The sequence below is a fragment of the Mesorhizobium sp. M0296 genome (genome assembly GCF_040321675.1).
GTDB lineage: Bacteria > Pseudomonadota > Alphaproteobacteria > Rhizobiales > Rhizobiaceae > Mesorhizobium.
The window spans coordinates 87,985-105,586 of record NZ_JAMYRZ010000022.1 but is presented as its reverse complement, the minus strand read 5'-3'; the positions used below and the strand labels follow the sequence as shown (position 1 = coordinate 105,586).

Genomic DNA, 17,602 nt, shown 5'->3' with positions numbered 1-17,602 from the left:
CGGCAGCGTATGATGTGTTTATTAGACTGAGGATGTAGTCGAGCTGGCAGAGATGCCGCTCTTCCGGTCCGCGTGTGTGGTAGAAAGTCCAGCGGTCCATTTCCGGCCGCCGCTCGACCGCGTTTTCACAAAAGCCGCCGGCAGTGAGCACATCGATGCAGGACCGGCTCTCGTCGATGACCTCGAAACGGTAGCCGTCGACGGCATCGCCGGTAATCTTCACGCGCTGCCGGTAGTCGTTCATATCGCCGCAGATTGCCCAGCGCTTGTCGGCGGCATGGTCCTTGCCGAAGCGCTCCTCGATGATCCGGCGCACTGCTTGAGCTTCGGCGATGCGCAGCGGCATTGTCGCTTCACGGCCGTCGAGGCCGTTGCGGGGCGAGCCCATCGACTTGAAATGCACGAGGTAGAGCGTCAACGGCGCGCCAGCCACCGTCAGATCGATTTCCAGGCAGTCGCGCCGGAAGATGCGCTCATTGGCCTGATGCCCAAGCGCTGCCAATTCCGCCGTGTGCAGGCCGAATTGCTCGAACGTGACATAGGCGTAGCTGGTCATGCGCACGAATTCGATTGGCTGGCCCTGCGCGGTCTCGTTGCGCATCATCACGGCGACGTCGATGCCGCGCGAATCATTGCCGGCGGTGGTGTATTTCTGCCGGTAGCCTTGCCCCACCATCTTGAACAGATAGCCATATTCGAAGGCCCTCAGCGCCTCGATATTGTCGACCTCCTGCATGCAGATGATGTCGGCGCGGGTGGCCGCGATCGCCAGCGCCGTCAACTGCCGCGTGTCGTCGGACTGGGCGATGGCCCGCGCCTGCTCGAGCATCTTGTATTCGGCCTCGCTCTGGATGTCGAAAAGCGCCAGCGTGCGATCTTCGTTGAGCTGATTGCGGTATCCGGAATAATCAAACCTGTTCATCAGGTTTTCGACGTTGAAGGTGGCAAGACGCAGCGACATGGCTTTGACCTTTGCCCGCAAGCGCGCCCGAAAACAAGGGCGCAGAAATCAGGTGGCTCTGATTGATCGCGCGCGCCCTATGGTTGACGGAACCTTTTTGTTCATCTTCCGTTCAGATGGAAAGTTCCATCAATAGGCCCTTCCCCGGGGTATTCTGGGCGTGGGGCCTGAATCTTCGGAGAGTGCGATGAAACCGCTCTTTTTATCTTCCGCCAGATCCGGGCTGATGGCCCTCGGTCTGATCGCCGGCCTCTCGGCCCCGTCGCTTGCCGGGCCGATGCCCAAACCTCTGCTGCCGGTGGCGGGCAATGCCGCCGACATCGTGCAAATTCGTGAAGATTGGGCCGGCGGCAACGACAGGCAGATATGGCGTTGGCGCAACCACGGCTTTCGGCAATGGCACGGCGGCGACGATTGGAGATGGCGGTCCCACAATTTCCGCGGCCGTCATTTTTCGAGACACTGGGACAATGGCGGCTGGGACGACAGCTGGCGCTGGCGCCACCATCGCCGCCATTACCGCGGCGGCTACTATGATGATGGTGCGGGTGCCGCGATTCTTGGCTTGGGCCTGGGGCTCGGCCTTGGCAGCCTGTACAACAGCTACAACTACTACGACGCGCCGCCACCGCGCCGCTATTATCGCGCAGGGCGGCTTTCCAGTGCACATGTCCAATGGTGTTACAATCGCTACCGGTCGTACCGCGCCTGGGACAATACCTTCCAGCCCTATTACGGGCCGCGCCAGCAATGCTACTCGCCCTATAGGTAAGCAGGCCGACAACAAGCATCATTCGGCGCCGTGCTTCGCGGCGCCTTTTTCTTCCAGCCAGGAACCGCGAACATCGCCCAGTCCCGACTGCTGATAACGCTATTTTTATCAGGCAGGTCTAATAATCCTCCCGATCAGAACGCCCGAGACGCGAAAAATGGCTGGATTGCGTGCGATGGCCGAGGACGAACAGAGGGACAAACGCCGGCAGCGCGTCTTGAAGGGCGCGACGATCCTGACCGGCGTGAGCAATTCCGAGGTCACATGCACGCTGCGCAACATGCATGCCGGCGGCGCCGAATTGAAGGTCTCGATCGACGCGCGCGTGCCCGATGAGTTCCTGCTCTATGTTCCGACCGACGGCATTGCCTACAAGGCCGTGGTCCGCTGGCGCCGCGAGGATCGTATCGGCGTGATGTTCACCGGTACCGAACCAAAGCCCAGTTGGCACTACGGCTGAGATCCCGGCGCTATCCGGGTGGCAGGACTCGCAGTGTCTGCTCGTCAAACAGCGGCTCATCCTGGCCGACGCGAACGAATAGAAGCTTTCGCAGTTCGGGTGATTGCACCTCGAAATACTGAATGCCGTCCGGGGCTTCGCCCCATTCGCCGCAAGGCGGTACGACCTCGTCAGGGTTGGCGACGGTCTTCAATTCCTCACGATAGGCGGCATCGGGACTGAAAACATACCGGAGGATGCGCGCGGGCGTCGCCCCTTCGGTGTAAGGCATGAGCACGCAACGTGTGCTGATGGCTTCTCGGTCTTTTCCGTAAAAATGCGCTGCAACGCAGCATCGGCGGCCTCGCCAGGCAGCATATCGAAGACTTCGACGACGGGATCGGCCGGCCCGCCGTCGCTGTATTTGATGGCAAGAGCATTGCCGCCAAGCTCGAAATGAATCCGGCGAAAACCGAAATCGCAACGCTGCACCCAGGCAGCCAGCCCGACATCCCTGTCCGCCAGCCGTTCCCAAGCGCATTTGTCGACAGGCGGACGCGACGGCTTGCTTTGGTCGGCACGAGCGCCGGTTGCCATGGCAATAAGGACCGGCAGGGCGAAGATGCAGGCCGGCAGTCTCTTGCTATTCATCGCTACAACCCGTCAAACTAAAAGCGTCCCAGGCTGAACCGTCGGGATTGGCTTTGGCGAAATCGGGCCATTCGGTAAAAATCGCGCCGAAGTCAGGCAACAGCAACCCTGCCGGTGCCGGCGAGGCTTCACGGGAACTCAACTGCTCGGCACCGCCTGCATTGAACGCATAGACCTGCCCATCCCACACTCTGCACAGCCCGTTGCCGTCCTCGAGACCAGCCTCACGATCGTCGTCGGTGCAGGTGTGCCGGATCGTGCCCACAGGAAACGAGTACTTGCCATTGGTCCAGGTAATGTCCGACGGCAGACGAATGTCGGTGTTGGGAACGATCAACGAAAAGACCTCGGTCGTCAGCGCGGCCGGCTCGTTGTTGGTTGGCCGGAACTGTATCGTCGCTCCCGAACGCGGCTCGCGATAGGTCGCATGGCTGAGCGAACATTCTGTTGCGTTCGCTGCTTGCAACAGGCTCAGCATGCTCAGAAAAATAGCTGCTGCTTTGTGGATGATCATTTAAGTCCCTTGGAGCAGCATCATTGTGAAGTCTGAGCATCGATGCTTTAGCATGGCCCAAGGCCACGTCGAAAAGAAGAATCGATGATGCGAAATCTCTTGATGCTCATTTCGATCTTAACATTTTCGTGCGGCAGCGCCTTTGCCACGGAACCCTATGTGGGCACATGGTCCGGGAACAGATCGAACTGTACCGGCGTTGCGGATGTTCAACGCCAGACTGTCTACACATTATACCGCGACGCGCTGTCGGTCCCTGCTCTCGGCTGCGAACACGCAACGTTCCTCAAGACGCCCACGGGCTGGGTGGCGCGGGCCAGCCAATGCTACGGATCCGACCCGTCGGCCGAAGAGCCGTTCTCCCGTGTCATCCATATTGTGGTCGACGGGGCGACGGTGAGATTGACATGGCCTGGCTTCGACAGCGGAGTTCTTGTCAGATGCTGACGACAAGTGTCCTCTTCCTCTGGATCTACAGCGTCTAGGACGGCAGCTTCAGCATTAGATCACCCCGACAAGCAGCGCGGCTCCACCTATCAAGCCAACGGCGCAGACCCACAGGAGCCAAAGCCCGCTCACCCTGCATTCGAGAACCGCTGCAACTGGGTTGTCGGGATCGTAGTGGACCTCAACCCTGTCGCCCTGAAGATAGCGCTGTGATTGACCGCTGACGAGGCTCGGCAGCGAAGCCGTCACGTTTGCGCCGAAAGCGATGCGATCGGCGGCGTAGCGCTGGCCGGCGACGCTATAGCTGTAGACGATGCGGGATTTGAAGACTGTTCGCCAGGGCCGATAGCCGCCTCCGGACCTGTCGCGGGTCTCGAATTTCTGCAGGCCTGAAGCATCGATGCGTCCTGCCGTGATCGGCCATTTGGCCGCCTGTTCCGCAAGTGACTTCTGGGCAAAGCCCATGCGCAAGACAAACAATCCCATGAAAAGCAGCAGGGCCGCGGCGCCGAGGTTCTGCGGCCTGGGCAAAAACGGCCGGATCGCTTCGAGGACGCCGCCGACGGAGAAGACCAATACAAGCGCGCCGACCACCAGCCCGGCCGAAAGCTGGACCATGAACTTGAAGGAGCCATCGGGCATGGTGCGTTCGATCACGGCCTTGGCTGGATCGGCCGGATTGTAGAAGACGGTTACGCCGGCCCCGTTTGGAAATTTCGCAAGGGTTTCCGCCACGGCAAAGTTTCCAAGGTTCTCCTGCACGCTGTAGTGCGAACTGCGAAATGTCTTGCCGTTCACTTTGTATTCGAAGGTGATTGCCGGGAAGTTGCGGATGTCGGTCGACCCTCTGCTGTCCGAGCCGGATCCCGAACTGGTCACCTCGCGAGCCTCGACCCGCGACGAGATGATCTTTCCCGGCGTCGGAGACCAGCGGCTGACCGCCCTCACCTCCAACCACTTCAGCAAGGTGACGAGGGAGAGCATGCCGGCAACCGCGCAGGCAAACCCGACCAACAGAAATTCGAGTTCCAACTCTCACCCCCTTGGCACTTTTGTGCTATGCCCCGCACAGGCATATCACGGTGATGATGATAGTGCGCCTGTCCAGAAGCCTGGAAACCACACAATCTTGATGCGAAAGGCCGGCGGATCGCTCCGCCGGCCTTTCTTGATCGGCAATGAAATTGCGATCAGGTCTTGGCTTTGTCGACCAGCTTGTTCATGGAAATTCCCACGCGCCCGCAGGGCGAAGCCCGAGGACGGGTAACGAAACGAACGTGGATTTCCTTCAGTTCTTGGCCTTATCAACCAGCTTGTTCTTCGAAATCCACGGCATCATCGCGCGCAGCTTGGCGCCGACTTCCTCGATCTGGTGGCTGTCGTTGTTGCGGCGGATGCCCTTGAAGCGCGACATGCCGGCGCGGTATTCCTGCATCCATTCCGAGGTGAACTTGCCGGTCTGGATATCCTTCAGCACGCGCTTCATCTCGGCCTTGGTCTCGGCGGTGATGATGCGCGGGCCCGAAACATATTCGCCCCATTCGGCGGTGTTCGAGATCGAGTAGTTCATGTTGGAAATGCCGCCTTCATAGATCAGGTCGACGATCAATTTGACCTCGTGCAGGCACTCGAAATAGGCCATTTCCGGCGCGTAGCCGGCTTCCACCAGTGTCTCGAAGCCGGCGCGGATCAATTCGACCAGGCCGCCGCACAGCACCACCTGCTCGCCGAACAGGTCGGTCTCGCACTCCTCGCGGAAATTGGTCTCGATAATGCCCGAGCGGCCGCCGCCAACGCCGCAGGCGTAGGAGAGCGCCAGGTCGAGCGCATTGCCCGAAGCGTCCTGGTTGACCGCGACCAGGCACGGTACGCCACCGCCCTTCTGGTATTCGCCGCGCACCGTATGGCCAGGCCCCTTCGGCGCGATCATCACAACGTCGACCGAAGCCTTAGGCTCGATCAGGCCAAAATGCACGTTGAGGCCGTGGGCGAAGGCGATTGCCGCGCCATCGCGGATGTTTGGCGCGATCTCGGATTTGTAGATGTCGGCCTGCAGCTCATCCGGCGTCGCCATCATCATCAGGTCGGCCCATTTGGCGGCATCGGCTACGCTCATCACCTTGAGCCCGTCGGCCTCGACCTTCTTGGCGGTCGCCGAGCCGGCCTTGAGGCCGATGGCGATGTCCTTGACGCCGGAATCCTTGAGGTTGAGCGCATGCGCCCTGCCCTGGCTGCCATAGCCGATGATAGCGACCTTCTTGCCCTTGATCAGGTTGAGATCGGCGTCGCGATCGTAATAGACACGCATTTTTCTTCCTTCCCGTTTTGAACCAGAGCATGATGCCGAAAAGTGTGAAGCGGTTTTCGGACGACATCATGCTCCATCTTTTAGTGTAGAGCCGGATTCAGATTTCAGGTCGATTCGACCTGAAATCATCCGGCTCTATGGGCCCTGCGGCCCGGTTTTTGCCCCGAAAAGAGCGAGAAACTGCTGCGTCGCCCGGACGGCATCGCCGCCGATCGCCACATCAGTCAATTCCAGCCGGTCGCCAAGCAGCAAGCGGATCTGCACGTCACGGGCGACCAGCCCGAAAAAGGTGCGGAACGCTGTCTCCGCGTCCGAAAATTCAAGGAACCCGGCCTGTCTCCCGGCCTCCAGCACCGGCTTGAGGCGCTTGGCCAGCGCAAATCGACCGTTCTCCAGCACGATGGCGCCGAGATCGTCCTTCCCCGAACTAGCATGGCCGACCGCCACCCTGTTCAGCGCGATCGAGGTGTCGCTCGAAATTACCTTGAGCCAGTCCGAAGCGAAGCGTTCGAGGCTCGCCGTCAGCGAAGGGAGGTCGAGCCCCTTGCGGTCGACCGGCACTACCCGCACCTTGGACGCCTGCCATTGTACCGTTGCCGTCAACAGCCCGTCGCGATCGCCGAACCATTTGTAGAGCGTCTCCTTCGAGCAGCTCGCCCGCCGCGCCACGGCGGTCATGGTCAACTGATCGCCCTCTTCGACCAGCAGGCGAAGGGCGGCGTCGAGCACGTCCTTCTGCCGCTCCGTCAGCGCCTCGCTGGTGTCGATGTCGGTCACAGCGTGCAACACAGTTTTTCCTCAGGAGGCAAACTCACCCGCAGTTCAGATACGAGCTCGATGGCGTACCGTACGTTACGGTTCGGCTTTATGGCGTATTGCCCGACCCGACGCAAGCCTTTATTTCTATTTGCTCCATGCGGGGCATCACGGGAGACACGGATCATGCTCGCCGGATTGCTTGCCTTGACCGTTGCCGCAGTGTTCGCTGGCGCGGCTATCTACGTCAGCGTCGCCGAACAGCCGGCGCGGCTTCGCCTCGATGACAAGGCATTGCTGCAGGAATGGCAGCCTTCCTACAAGCGCGGCGCCGCCATGCAGGCCTCGATCGCCGTCATCGCCTGTATTCTGGGCCTCGTCGCCTGGTGGCTGACCGGCAATCTCGCTCATCTGGCCGGCGCCGTGCTGATCATCCTGCCTTGGCCATGGACGCTGCTGGTGATGATGCCGGCAAATAGGTTGCTGGAGGCGATGGACGCGAACTCCGTCAATCCTGAAGCTCGGACATTGATCGCCAAATGGGGCAATCTGCATCTGGTCCGCGTCGGGCTTGGCGTTCTGGCGACGTTGGCATTCCTCTTGGGCAGTGCCTGACCTCGCCAATCGGTGCCATCTTCGTCATGAAGGCGTGTCACTCCAGGGCGGGCGGACCTCGCAGGCGCCCAAGCAGAGCTGACAGCGCGTCGAGCTCATCATTGGAAAGCCGGGAGCCGACCAACTCCGCGATCGACCGGCCGTAGACAGCCCACATGCGGCGGCGCGTCTCGCGTCCCTTTTCTGTGACGCGGACTGTTTGCCCGCGGCCGTCATCGGCAACTGGAAGCTTCTCGACCTGCCCGTCGGCTTCGAGCCGCGCCAGCAGCCGGGAGATGTTGTACTGCGCAAACAGAGTGCGCTCGGTGAGTTGGAACGGCCGCAATCCGCCCTCGCCCGCCTCGGCAAGCTCATGCAGGACGTCGTACCAGGCAAGCGGCGGCAGGCCACTGTCCTTCAGCGCGTCCTCGGCTCGTTCCAACAACTGGCGCGAAACCCGCATCAGGCGGGCCCAGGCCTTGATGGCTGGAGGTGAAGGAATCCCGGTCATGATTGCATCGTAGGCGATAGATGCAATTGCATCAAGACGATCGATGCAAATGCATCTATATAAATGCAATCGCATCAATCATGAGAGGCAATTCCGATGAAGCATGAAATCTGCAGGATTGCCGACATTCCGGAAACAGGCAGCCTGATCGCTCCGTTCTTCGGCCGCGAGGTCCATGTCTACCGCAGCGGCGAGCGTATCCGCGCCGCCGCCAACGTCTGCCTGCATTTCGGTGGCCCGCTCGGCTGCAAGGACGGCAAGCTCGTCTGCCAGTGGCACGGCGCCTCGTTCGACATGGCCAACGGTGATCGCCTCGAAGGCCCGGCGCCGAAGGGCTCCCGCCTGATGTTCCTCTCCACCCGCGTCGAGGACGGCGCTTTGAACTATGTCTGGGGAGAGTGAGATGATCGACAAGCTCATCCTCGTCAGCCACCATCTTTGTCCCTATGTGCAGCGCGCGGCGATTTCACTTCGCGAAAAGGACGTGCCATTCGAGCGCATCACGGTCGATCTCGCCAACAAGCCTGCCTGGTTCAAGGCGATATCGCCGCTCGGCAAGGTGCCGCTGCTCCGCGTTAAGCATGACGGCCAGGAAACGGTGATCTTCGAATCGCTCGTCATCCTCGAATTCCTCGAGGAAACCCAGCCCAATCCGCTGCATCCCACCGACCCCTATGCCCGTGCCCGGCATCGCGCCTGGATCGAGTTCGGCTCGGCAATCCTCAATGCCATCGGCCGCTTCTATTCAGCACTCACCGAAGCCGCCTTCATCGCCGAACGCGGGGCTCTGGCAGCAATGTTCGATCGCCTGGACGTGGAACTGGCGAACGGCGCGGCTGGGCCACGGTTCGACGGCGAGCGCTTTTCACTGCTCGACGCGGTCTACGGGCCGATTTTCCGTTATTTCGAGGTCTTTGACCGGATCGGCGATTTCGGCATCCTGGACGGAAAACCGCATATCCAGGCCTGGCGCAAGGCATTGCACGAACGCCCATCCGTGAAGGACGCGGTCGCTCCCGATTATCCGGAACGCCTCCACGCATTCTTGCAGGCTAAGGGTTCGCACCTTTCGGAAATCATCCGCCAAAACGATCCGGCCACAGCGCTTCCGCAAGCCCGATCGGCTTGAATGGATTGAGCACCGTTCCTGTAACCATGGAAGCCGCTGTCTCGGCCTTGAGGCTCAGCCCTCGGCAGCATCGAAAATCTTCCGCGCCTCGCGTACAGCGCCGTGATTGAGCTCGGCCCATTGGATCAGCTGATGCAAGGGTCCAAACATCGAGCGCCCGAGATCGGTGAGGCTGTATTCGACGCTCGGCGGTTTGGTCGGAAACACCTGGCGATGCACATAGCCGTCGCGCTGCAGATCGTGCAGCGTCTGGGTGAGCATTCGCTGTGAAATATCGGGCACCAGCCGCCGCAATTCGCCGAACCGGTACGGCTTCTCGGCCAAGGCCTCCATCAGCAGTGAACTCCATTTATTGCTTATGCCCTGGATCACGTCGCGAACCGGGCAATCCGCAAGGTTTCCGCCACCGCTGCCTGCTTTGTATATCTCGAGCTTCGATCTCAGATTGACGATCTTGCCGTCCATGGCTGGTTCCCTGGATGTGCCTACCTCCCGCAAAACTGCCTTCTTTACGAGGATGGGTCAATTCCTATTTTAGTGTTGGTCTCTTTTTGAGACTAACATATGCACCCGCCGCTCCGGCGCAACGTCAGGACATCTCATGACCGACACCCTTCTCGTCACCGGCGCCTCCGGCCAGCTTGGCCGCGGCGTCATCAATCATCTTCTTGACACGCTCAAGGTCTCCCCTCAGCGCATCATCGCCGCCACCCGCAATCCGGAAAATCTGGCCGATCTGGCAGCCCGAGGCGTCACCATCCGGGCAGTTGACTTCGACGACACCGCGTCGTTGGCCAGTGCATTTACCGGCGCCGACAGGGTTCTGATCATTTCGACAAACGAGCTCGCCGTTCCGGGCAAGCGCCTGAAGCAACATGAGGCCGCGGTCGCCGCCGCAAAAAGCGCCGGCGTTTCGCATCTGCTCTACACGTCGATGCCCAATCCGGAGCCAGGATCGCCGGTACTGTTTGCGCCCGATCACCACGGCACCGAGCAGGCGATCAAGGCGAGCGGTATCCCCTACACCATCTTCCGCAACGGCTGGTATCAGGAGAACCTGTTCATGGCGCTGCCGCACGCCATCGCCTCGGGGCACTGGTACACATCCGCTGGAGACGGCCGCATTGCACACGGCGCGCGCGACGATATGGCCGCGGCAATCGCCGCCGGCCTCGCTTCGAGTGCAACCGAAAGCACGACATACACACTGACTGGCCCCAAGGCCCACACGATGGCCGAGATTGCGGCCCTCGTCACCGAGGTCACCGGCAACCCGATCGAAGTCGTCCAGCTTTCGGATGAAGCGCTGACCGAGGGATTGAAGGCAGCCGGCGTTCCCGAAGCTTTTGCGCCTGTCATCGTTTCCTTCGACACCAACACCCGCTCCGGCCGGATCGGCATGGTGACCGACGCGGTCGAGACGCTGTCCGGCAGGAAGCCGCAGCCGCTGAAGCAATTTCTTGAAGCAAACAAGGCGGCTCTGGTGAGCTGAGCCTCACAATGGCCGTGCCCTCAAAGGGCACGGCCATTTGTTCAGATAGCCACCTGCGTCCCGATCTCGACCACCCGTCCGGTCGGGATCTGGAAATATTCCGTCGCATCGGCCGCCGTGCGCGCCAGCCCGATGAACAGCTTGTCCTGCCAGACCGGCATGCCGGAATTGGGCGAGGCCTTGAGAGAGCGCCGCGACAGGAAGAAGGAGGTCGTCATGATGTCGAACTTCCAGCCCTGTTTGCGGCAGATCGCCAGCGCACGCGGGATGTTGGGCTGCTCCATGTAGCCGAAGGTCAGCGTCACCCGCATGAACAGCTCGTTGACCATTTCCATCTTGACGCGCTCGCTGTCGGGCACAACCGGCTGCGGTGCCGTCACCACCGAAAGGATGACGTTCTGCTCGTGCAGCACCTTGTAGTGCTTCAGGCTGTGCATCAGCGCGGTCGGCGCGCTCAGCGGGTCGCTGGTCAGGAACACCGCGGTGCCCGACACCAGATGCGGTTTCTTCTTCAGCAGATTGCCGGCAAGGAAATCGAGCGGGATCTCGTTCCGGCGCGTCTTGTCGAACAAATAGCGGCTGCCGCGGATCCAGGTCCACATAGTCATCACGATAACTGCGGCGATGGCAAGCGATGCCCAGCCACCTTCAAACACCTTGACTATGTTGGCGGCAAAGAAGCCGGTATCGACGAAGGCGAACACGGCCATCAAGGCGATCGCGACGCCGAGCGGCCATTTCCAGATGCGCGTCATCACAACAAAAAGCAGCACATTCGTCACCAGCATGTTGCCGGTCACCGAAATACCGTAGGCCGAGGCCAGGCGGCTGGATTCGCCGAAGCCGACCACCAGCAACATCACCACCAGCGCCAGCATCAGGTTGATGCGCGGCAGATAGATCTGGCCCGACTGTTTTTCCGACGTATGCTGGATAACGAAACGCGGCAGCATATTGAGCTGCACCGCCTGTCTGGTCAGCGAAAAAGCGCCGGAGATCACCGCCTGGCTGGCGATGACGGTCGCCGCCGTCGCCAGCACGACCATCGGAATAAGCGTCCAGCCCTGGTTCATCTCGAAGAATGGATGACCGACAACGCCGCCATTTGCCAGCACGAAGGCGCCTTGCCCGACATAGTTGAGCAACAGACAAGGGAACACGATTGCCAGCCAGGCGAGTACGATCGGCTTGCGGCCGAAATGGCCGAGGTCGGCATAGAGCGCCTCGGCGCCGGTGACGGCGAGGAAGACCGCACCAACCGTGACGAACGCGACATCGGGCGAGTTGACCAGGAACGACACGATGTAATGCGGGCTGATCGCCAGCAGGATTTCCGGATCGGCGATGATGTGGTTAATGCCGGAAAGGCCGATGGCCAGGAACCACAGAGCCGTGACTGGCCCGAACACCAAACCTACGCCGCCGGTGCCGAATCGCTGTACCGCAAACAGGATCGCCAGGATGGCCAGTGTCAGCGGCACCACATAGGGCTGGAATGTCGGCGTGACGACATTCATACCTTCGACCGCCGATAGCACCGAGATCGCCGGCGTAATGACTGCGTCGCCGAAAAAAAGCGCCGCGCCGACGATGCCGATGCCGAGGATCACCGCCGAGCGCGTCGGGAAACTGTTGCGCGCCAGCGCCATCAGCGACAGCACCCCGCCCTCGCCTCGATTGTCGGCGCGGAGCACGAACATGATGTATTTGATGGTGACGGTGATCGTCAGCGACCAGATGATCAGCGATAACACGCCGAGGATGTCGCCACGGTTGGCGACGTTGCCACCGGCCGATGCATGCAACGCCTCGCGAAATGCATAGATCGGGCTGGTACCGATATCGCCGTAAACCACGCCGAGCGCGCCCAGCATCAGCACCTTGGTGCTGTGCTGCTCGACCTCAGAATGGCTGGATTGTTCGACAGGTTCTGCCTCGTTACCAGCATTGGTAAGGGCCATGGACGACACTCCGGTAAGCGGGCGGTGCTCTACGCTTGCTGCGCTGCAATATCAAGTGCCGTGACGTAATGGCTCCGTCCCGATATTGCGAGTCCTCCACGACTTGGCAGACTCAGTCCGATCGGCAGACCACCTGGAATGTCGCAACGGACACGTTTTTAAATAGCCACCTGCGTCCCGATCTCGACCACCCGTCCGGTCGGGATCTGGAAATATTCCGTTGCATCGGCCGCCGAGCGCGCCAGCCCGATGAACAGCTTGTCCTGCCAGACCGGCATGCCGGAATTGGGCGACGCCTTGAGTGAGCGCCGCGACAGGAAGAAGGACGTCGTCATGATGTCGAACTTCCAGCCCTGCTTGCGGCAGATCGCCAGCGCACGCGGGATATTGGGCTGCTCCATATAGCCGAAGGTCAGCGTCACCCGCATGAACAGCTCGTTGACGGTCTCCATCTTGACGCGCTCGCTGTCGGGCACGACAGGCTGCGGCGCCGTCACCACCGAAAGGATGACGTTCTGCTCGTGCAGCACCTTGTAGTGCTTGAGGCTGTGCATCAGCGCCGTCGGCGCGCTCAGCGGGTCGCTGGTCAGGAACACCGCGGTGCCCGACACCAGATGCGGCTTCTTCTTCAGCAGATTGCCGGCGAGGAAATCCAGCGGGATCTCGTTCCGGCGCGTCTTGTCGAACAAATAGCGGGTGCCGCGTATCCATGTGGACATGATCAGCCCCATGCCGCAAGCGACCGTGATCGACACCCACCCGCCTTCGAGGATCTTAACGACGTTTGCGAGGAAAAATCCGGTATCGATCGTGCCGAACAGCAGTGTGAGCGCGGCTGCCAGTGCAAGCTGCCATTTCCACCGGAACCGCATCACCACGAACAGCAGGATGGTTGTCATCAGCATTTCGCCAGTCACCGAAATGCCATATGCGGAAGCCAGCGAACTCGAGCTGCCAAAGCCGACCACCAGCAACATCACGCCCAGCGCGACCACCAGATTGACCCGCGGCATGTAGATCTGGCCGGACTGCATCTCGGAAGTATGCTGCACCTCGATACGTGGCAGCAGATTGAGCTGCACCGCCTGCCGCGTCAGCGAGAAAGCGCCGGAGATCACCGCCTGACTTGCGATCACCGTCGCTGCCGTGGCCAGCCCAACCATGGGCATTAGCGCCCAATCCGGCAGCATCTGGAAGAATGGATTGGTGGGTTTGCCGCCGTTGGCCAGAACGAACGCGCCTTGTCCGAAATAGTTGAGGAGCAGACAAGGGAACACCACGGAGAACCACGCCAGCACGATCGGCCTGCGGCCGAAATGGCCGAGATCGACATAAAGGGCTTCGGCCCCGGTGACCGCCAGGAACACCGCCCCGACCGTGACGAACGCACCGGTGGGCGTATTGGCCAGATAAGCGACCGCGTAATAGGGATTGATCGCCAGCAGGACCGACGGGTCGTCCAGCAGATGGTAGACCCCGGCGGCGCCGATCGCCAGGAACCACGCTGCCGTCACCGGTCCGAACACGGCCGCCACCCTGCCGGTGCCAAAGCGTTGCACGGCAAAAAGTATTGCCAGGATGATCAGCGTGATCGGAACAACATAAGTTTCCAGCGTCGGGGTCACCACTTCCAGGCCCTCGACCGCCGAAAGCACGGAGATGGCCGGCGTTATGATGGCGTCGCCGAAAAACAGCGCCGCGCCGCAAAGTCCGATCCCCAGAATGAACCGGGCTCCCTTTGGATAAGCGTTGCGCGCAAGCGCCATCAGCGACAGCGTGCCGCCCTCACCCTTGTTGTCGGCTCTGAGCACGAAAGCGACGTACTTTATCGTGACGATGATCGTCAGCGCCCAGACGATAAGCGACAGCACGCCAAGGACGTCGTTGCGCGCTACCGGTCCCGACGATGCGTGCAGCGCTTCCCGAAACGCGTAGATTGGGCTCGTGCCGATATCGCCGTAAACCACGCCCAACGCGCCCAGCATCAAAACTCTGGTGCTGTGCTGCTCGGCCTTGGAGTGGCTGGATTGTTCGATGGGTTCTGCCTCGCTACCAGCGTGGGCAAGGGCCATGGACGACACTCCCATAGACGTGCGGCGCTCTATGCTGCGGGATGGAAAGGACGCGCTGCCGTGCCGGGAACGCATGGCCTATCGGCTCGCCTTTCTCTACCAGCCACAAGCCTTCAGAAACCGCCTGACCGTTGCGGCCATGCCATACTCCAACGCATCGGCTGTCAACCCATGTCCGATCGACACTTCGGCCAATGCCGGGATGCGCCTGGCCAGCGCCGGCAAATTGCTCACCACAAGGTCGTGCCCGGCATTGACCTGGAGCCCTGCAGCCAGTGCGGCATCCGCCGTTTTTCCCAATTTCTCCAATTCCTTCGCCGCTTTTGCCGAATCGGAATGATAGCTGCCATATGGACCCGTATAGAGTTCGATCCGGTCGGCGCCGGTGTCGCGAGCGGCGTTCACGCCAGCGGGGTCCGGATCGGAAAACAGCGATACGCGAAAGCCTCCCTTCTTCAGGCGCTTGACGACCGGTGTCAGAAACGCAGCCTCGGCGGCGAAGTTCCAGCCATGGTCGGAAGTCGCCTGCGCCGGGTCGTCGGGCACCAGCGTCACCTGCTCCGGCTGGTGCTTTTCCACAAGCGCCAGGAACTCCTCGGTCGGATAGCCCTCGATGTTGAATTCCGCATTCGGGAACTCGTCGTCGATCAGCGCCCTGATCTCAGGCAGATCGGAATGCCTGGTGTGCCGCTCGTCGGGTCGCGGGTGCACCGTCAGCCCATGCGCGCCGGCAGCAAGCGCGATGCGTCCAAGCCCGGTCACGCTTGGCCACGGCAGGTCGCGTCGGTTGCGCAGCATGGCGATCGCATTAAGGTTGACGGAAAGCTTTGCAGGCATTTGCACGGCTCCAGGCTGATCTTGGCGCGCATCTATACCGCCTTTAACGGGAACAGACAGAGGGTTTCAGGTGTTCCAAGGTGTGCGAAGAAAATCGAGCCCAAGGAGTTCCCTGTTGAATTTTCTCGAGGCCGTGCCGGCGGTTCGCCGCATCGACACCGATCGCGAAGATCTTTTCGCCATCGATGTCGTCGGCCATGTCGCAGCGGCTGACGCCGAAAACCTGTTCGGATTGCTGGAGGCGGCCTATGCGCTGCATCCGAAGATCGACGTGCTGGTGCGCCTGATCGACCATGAGGGTGTCGACTGGGCCGACGTATCGGACGAGACGATCGAACAGGGCATAGCTCATGCCGTGGAGCATATCGGCCGCTGCGCGGCGATCGGTGAGCCGAACTGGATACCGGAGGCAAGAGCCTTTTTGCCTGCCTCTTTGCCTATCGAACTCCGGCATTTCGAGGCCAAGGACGAAGCCGCCGCCTGGGAATGGCTTGACGCCAGACCGATCGCCCAGCGCTGATACGACGGACCTGACAGCCCTATCGGACGATCGTCAACCGTTCGGCCGCGCGCGTGATCGCGGTGTAGAGCCAACGCTGGCGAGTTTCCTTGAATGCCCAGCTTTCGTCGAAAAGCACGATCTCGTTCCACTGCGACCCTTGCGCCTTGTGCACGGTCAGCGCGTAACCGTAATCGAAATCGTCGAAGCGCTTCTTCTGCTGCCAGGGAATGTCGGCGTCGGGATCCTCGAATGCGGCCTTGAGCAGCTTGATCTTGGCGACGCCGCGATCCGGGTCATCTTCCTCCGGTGAGACCAGCAGATTGATGCCGGGCTTGACCGTCTCGCGCGACGAGGTCATCACCTTCCACAGCGAGCCGTTGAGCAGTCCCTTGGCCGGATCGTTGCGCAGACAGACCAGCTTGTCGCCGGCTTGCGGATAATTGGCGTTGAACCCCTTCAGCTCGCGCAGCCGCTGGTTATAACGGCGGCGCGTGCGGTTGGTACCGACCAGCACCTGGTCCGCCTTCAGCACCAGTTCCTGGGTGACGTCTTCCTTGCCGATCACCTGCGCCGCGCCATAGTCGCCGCGCATGAACTCGCGGCCCTCGCGCACGTCAAGCGCAAGCCGGATGATCGGGTTGTCTCGCGCCTGGCGATGGATTTCGGTGAGCAGAATGTCCGGCTCATGGTCCGTGAAGAAGCCGCCGCCGGAAATTGGCGGCAACTGGCCGGGATCGCCGAGCACCAGGATCGGCGTGCCGAAGCTCATCAGGTCACGGCCGAGTTGCTCGTCGACCATTGAGCATTCGTCGATGACGACGAGCTTGGCGCGCGAGATCGGGCTCTGCCGGTTGAGCGAAAATGTCGGCGACATCGATGTCTTGCCGGTTACCTCGTCCGCTACCGATTCTTCGCCCTTCGGCCGGTAGATCAGCGAATGGATGGTGCGGGCATTGACCGCGCCCTTGGAACGCAGCACCTGCGCCGCCTTACCCGTAAACGCGGCGAACTGCACCTGGCCGTCGACATGCTCGGCGAAATAGCGCGCCAGCGTCGTCTTACCGGTGCCGGCATAGCCGAACAGCCGGAACAGCTGCGGCTTGCCGGCTTTCAGCCAGCCGGCCACCGCCTTCAGCGCTTCGTCCTGTTGAGGGGAGAATTCCATCAGCGCGACAGACCGGATTCGCGAGGGAAAGACAAGGTGACTGCCGTCACCATCAATTTTCATCGCCGGCAATCACGCCGCTGCGACAGGGTCAGGCTATCAGTGACGAACAGGAACGTAAAGAGAACAAGGCCAGGCGACCGCAGCTTACCCGGCCCGCTGTGGATCGTTCTCCAGCTGGATCGGCTTGCCATGCGGCGTTGCATGCGCGGCGCGTTCCCAGGCAGCGGCGAGCGCATCGACGTCGCGCTTTCCGGCAACGCCCTTGGCCAAAAGCAGCTTTTCCAGCGCTGCCAGCCAGTGCTCGTAGTAATCGTGACCGTCGCGCGCGGCGCCCGGCCGCTTCACCTCTGCCGACAAAGCATCCGCCCATTCGCTCCACGAAAACAGCCCGTTGTCGTGCAGTGCTACCGTCATGGCAAAGGCCTCTGCTTGCCACGGCTCGGCAAACACAGGCGCCTCGACACCGGCGGGCAGCATGGCGGCGACTG

The 17,602-nt window shown here is 61.2% G+C and carries 20 protein-coding genes; 7 read left to right on the top strand and 13 right to left on the bottom strand.

The annotated features are described in order from the left end of the window. A partial coding sequence (locus NKI97_RS21330) for an endonuclease/exonuclease/phosphatase family protein (protein ID WP_352836430.1) occupies positions 1-961 on the bottom strand: 961 nt, incomplete at its 3' end. Positions 962-1,148: 187 nt separating this feature from the next. Here NKI97_RS21330 and NKI97_RS21325 point away from each other — a divergent pair. Both NKI97_RS21325 and NKI97_RS21320 read left to right on the top strand, forming a co-directional pair. Beyond that, entirely contained in the window at positions 1,149-1,733 is a 585-nt protein-coding gene (locus NKI97_RS21325) for a BA14K family protein (protein WP_352450039.1), read from the top strand. A 175-nt stretch (positions 1,734-1,908) separates the two neighbouring features. Continuing rightward, a complete protein-coding gene (locus NKI97_RS21320; RefSeq protein WP_352680286.1) occupies positions 1,909-2,193 on the top strand; it encodes a PilZ domain-containing protein in 285 nt (94 codons plus the stop codon). Positions 2,194-2,203: 10 nt separating this feature from the next. Here NKI97_RS21320 and NKI97_RS21315 read toward each other — a convergent pair whose 3' ends face one another. From NKI97_RS21315 to NKI97_RS21295, 5 genes are all read right to left on the bottom strand, one after another. Beyond that, complete coding sequence (locus NKI97_RS21315) at positions 2,204-2,464, bottom strand: hypothetical protein (protein ID WP_352836427.1); 261 nt, start codon at positions 2,462-2,464, stop codon at positions 2,204-2,206. Positions 2,465-2,815: 351 nt separating this feature from the next. After that, positions 2,816-3,337, bottom strand: a complete 522-nt coding sequence (locus NKI97_RS21310; RefSeq protein WP_352742387.1) for a hypothetical protein — start codon at positions 3,335-3,337, stop codon at positions 2,816-2,818. Between the two features lie 501 nt (positions 3,338-3,838). Then, positions 3,839-4,816 carry a DUF3592 domain-containing protein gene (locus tag NKI97_RS21305; RefSeq protein WP_352836424.1) on the bottom strand — a complete coding sequence of 326 codons (978 nt, stop codon included), beginning with the start codon at positions 4,814-4,816 and terminating at the stop codon, positions 3,839-3,841. A gap of 256 nt (positions 4,817-5,072) precedes the next feature. Further along, on the bottom strand, positions 5,073-6,092 hold the full coding sequence (ilvC, locus tag NKI97_RS21300) for a ketol-acid reductoisomerase (RefSeq protein WP_352450043.1): 1,020 nt from the start codon (positions 6,090-6,092) through the stop codon (positions 5,073-5,075). A gap of 135 nt (positions 6,093-6,227) precedes the next feature. Further along, the gene (locus NKI97_RS21295; protein ID WP_352456491.1) at positions 6,228-6,881 is read right to left on the bottom strand and encodes a TetR/AcrR family transcriptional regulator; all 654 of its coding nucleotides are present in this window, start codon (positions 6,879-6,881) and stop codon (positions 6,228-6,230) included. 153 nt (positions 6,882-7,034) lie between these two features. On the opposite strand from NKI97_RS21295, the gene NKI97_RS21290 reads away from it, so the two are divergent. Continuing rightward, a complete protein-coding gene (locus tag NKI97_RS21290; protein WP_352450045.1) occupies positions 7,035-7,463 on the top strand; it encodes an anthrone oxygenase family protein in 429 nt (142 codons plus the stop codon). A 37-nt stretch (positions 7,464-7,500) separates the two neighbouring features. On the opposite strand, the gene NKI97_RS21285 is transcribed toward NKI97_RS21290, so the two are convergent. Then, the gene (locus NKI97_RS21285; protein WP_352742391.1) at positions 7,501-7,953 is read right to left on the bottom strand and encodes a MarR family winged helix-turn-helix transcriptional regulator; all 453 of its coding nucleotides are present in this window, start codon (positions 7,951-7,953) and stop codon (positions 7,501-7,503) included. 96 nt (positions 7,954-8,049) lie between these two features. Here NKI97_RS21285 and NKI97_RS21280 point away from each other — a divergent pair, with 96 nt between their 5' ends. Together NKI97_RS21280 and NKI97_RS21275 are read left to right on the top strand one after the other, a co-directional pair. Then, the gene (locus tag NKI97_RS21280) at positions 8,050-8,355 is read left to right on the top strand and encodes a Rieske (2Fe-2S) protein (protein ID WP_352742393.1); all 306 of its coding nucleotides are present in this window, start codon (positions 8,050-8,052) and stop codon (positions 8,353-8,355) included. 1 nt (position 8,356) lies between these two features. Next, complete coding sequence (locus NKI97_RS21275; RefSeq protein WP_352836421.1) at positions 8,357-9,082, top strand: glutathione S-transferase family protein; 726 nt, start codon at positions 8,357-8,359, stop codon at positions 9,080-9,082. Positions 9,083-9,136: 54 nt separating this feature from the next. Here the strand turns inward: NKI97_RS21275 and NKI97_RS21270 are convergent, their stop codons facing one another. Next, positions 9,137-9,547 (bottom strand): winged helix-turn-helix transcriptional regulator, encoded by a 411-nt coding sequence (locus tag NKI97_RS21270; RefSeq protein ID WP_352450047.1) that lies wholly within the window; start codon positions 9,545-9,547, stop codon positions 9,137-9,139. A 136-nt stretch (positions 9,548-9,683) separates the two neighbouring features. On the opposite strand from NKI97_RS21270, the gene NKI97_RS21265 reads away from it, so the two are divergent. After that, positions 9,684-10,574: an SDR family oxidoreductase gene (locus NKI97_RS21265; RefSeq protein ID WP_352450048.1), complete on the top strand. Its 891-nt coding sequence runs from the start codon at positions 9,684-9,686 to the stop codon at positions 10,572-10,574. 41 nt (positions 10,575-10,615) lie between these two features. On the opposite strand, the gene NKI97_RS21260 is transcribed toward NKI97_RS21265, so the two are convergent. The 3 genes from NKI97_RS21260 to NKI97_RS21250 all read right to left on the bottom strand — a co-directional run bounded on the left by NKI97_RS21260 (position 10,616) and on the right by NKI97_RS21250 (position 15,444). Then, positions 10,616-12,535, bottom strand: coding sequence for a potassium transporter Kup (locus tag NKI97_RS21260; protein WP_352450049.1), 1,920 nt, complete (start codon positions 12,533-12,535; stop codon positions 10,616-10,618). 158 nt (positions 12,536-12,693) lie between these two features. Beyond that, positions 12,694-14,607 carry a potassium transporter Kup gene (locus NKI97_RS21255; protein ID WP_352450050.1) on the bottom strand — a complete coding sequence of 638 codons (1,914 nt, stop codon included), beginning with the start codon at positions 14,605-14,607 and terminating at the stop codon, positions 12,694-12,696. A 96-nt stretch (positions 14,608-14,703) separates the two neighbouring features. Then, positions 14,704-15,444, bottom strand: a complete 741-nt coding sequence (locus NKI97_RS21250) for a pyridoxine 5'-phosphate synthase (RefSeq protein WP_352471639.1) — start codon at positions 15,442-15,444, stop codon at positions 14,704-14,706. 115 nt (positions 15,445-15,559) lie between these two features. On the opposite strand from NKI97_RS21250, the gene NKI97_RS21245 reads away from it, so the two are divergent. Next, entirely contained in the window at positions 15,560-15,964 is a 405-nt protein-coding gene (locus tag NKI97_RS21245) for a SpoIIAA family protein (RefSeq protein ID WP_352450052.1), read from the top strand. A 19-nt stretch (positions 15,965-15,983) separates the two neighbouring features. Here the strand turns inward: NKI97_RS21245 and NKI97_RS21240 are convergent, their stop codons facing one another. Next, the gene (locus tag NKI97_RS21240) at positions 15,984-17,111 is read right to left on the bottom strand and encodes an ATP-dependent DNA helicase (protein WP_352745234.1); all 1,128 of its coding nucleotides are present in this window, start codon (positions 17,109-17,111) and stop codon (positions 15,984-15,986) included. Between the two features lie 147 nt (positions 17,112-17,258). Next, the gene (locus NKI97_RS21235; protein ID WP_156937343.1) at positions 17,259-17,591 is read right to left on the bottom strand and encodes a nitrile hydratase accessory protein; all 333 of its coding nucleotides are present in this window, start codon (positions 17,589-17,591) and stop codon (positions 17,259-17,261) included. Between the last annotated feature and the right edge of the window lie 11 nt (positions 17,592-17,602).

What these genes read in the sequence shown, in the direction of transcription:
- NKI97_RS21325 (WP_352450039.1), top strand. Translation starts at nt 1,149, where the DNA reads ATGAAACCGCTCTTTTTATCTTCCGCCAGATCCGGGCTGATGGCCCTC.
- NKI97_RS21320 (WP_352680286.1), top strand. Translation starts at nt 1,909, where the DNA reads ATGGCCGAGGACGAACAGAGGGACAAACGCCGGCAGCGCGTCTTGAAG.
- NKI97_RS21315 (WP_352836427.1), bottom strand. Translation starts at nt 2,464, where the DNA reads ATGCCTTACACCGAAGGGGCGACGCCCGCGCGCATCCTCCGGTATGTT.
- NKI97_RS21310 (WP_352742387.1), bottom strand. Translation starts at nt 3,337, where the DNA reads ATGATCATCCACAAAGCAGCAGCTATTTTTCTGAGCATGCTGAGCCTG.
- ilvC (WP_352450043.1), bottom strand. Translation starts at nt 6,092, where the DNA reads ATGCGTGTCTATTACGATCGCGACGCCGATCTCAACCTGATCAAGGGC.
- NKI97_RS21290 (WP_352450045.1), top strand. Translation starts at nt 7,035, where the DNA reads ATGCTCGCCGGATTGCTTGCCTTGACCGTTGCCGCAGTGTTCGCTGGC.
- NKI97_RS21285 (WP_352742391.1), bottom strand. Translation starts at nt 7,953, where the DNA reads ATGACCGGGATTCCTTCACCTCCAGCCATCAAGGCCTGGGCCCGCCTG.
- NKI97_RS21280 (WP_352742393.1), top strand. Translation starts at nt 8,050, where the DNA reads ATGAAGCATGAAATCTGCAGGATTGCCGACATTCCGGAAACAGGCAGC.
- NKI97_RS21275 (WP_352836421.1), top strand. Translation starts at nt 8,357, where the DNA reads ATGATCGACAAGCTCATCCTCGTCAGCCACCATCTTTGTCCCTATGTG.
- NKI97_RS21270 (WP_352450047.1), bottom strand. Translation starts at nt 9,547, where the DNA reads ATGGACGGCAAGATCGTCAATCTGAGATCGAAGCTCGAGATATACAAA.
- NKI97_RS21265 (WP_352450048.1), top strand. Translation starts at nt 9,684, where the DNA reads ATGACCGACACCCTTCTCGTCACCGGCGCCTCCGGCCAGCTTGGCCGC.
- NKI97_RS21260 (WP_352450049.1), bottom strand. Translation starts at nt 12,535, where the DNA reads ATGGCCCTTACCAATGCTGGTAACGAGGCAGAACCTGTCGAACAATCC.
- NKI97_RS21255 (WP_352450050.1), bottom strand. Translation starts at nt 14,607, where the DNA reads ATGGCCCTTGCCCACGCTGGTAGCGAGGCAGAACCCATCGAACAATCC.
- NKI97_RS21250 (WP_352471639.1), bottom strand. Translation starts at nt 15,444, where the DNA reads ATGCCTGCAAAGCTTTCCGTCAACCTTAATGCGATCGCCATGCTGCGC.
- NKI97_RS21240 (WP_352745234.1), bottom strand. Translation starts at nt 17,111, where the DNA reads ATGGAATTCTCCCCTCAACAGGACGAAGCGCTGAAGGCGGTGGCCGGC.
- NKI97_RS21235 (WP_156937343.1), bottom strand. Translation starts at nt 17,591, where the DNA reads ATGCTGCCCGCCGGTGTCGAGGCGCCTGTGTTTGCCGAGCCGTGGCAA.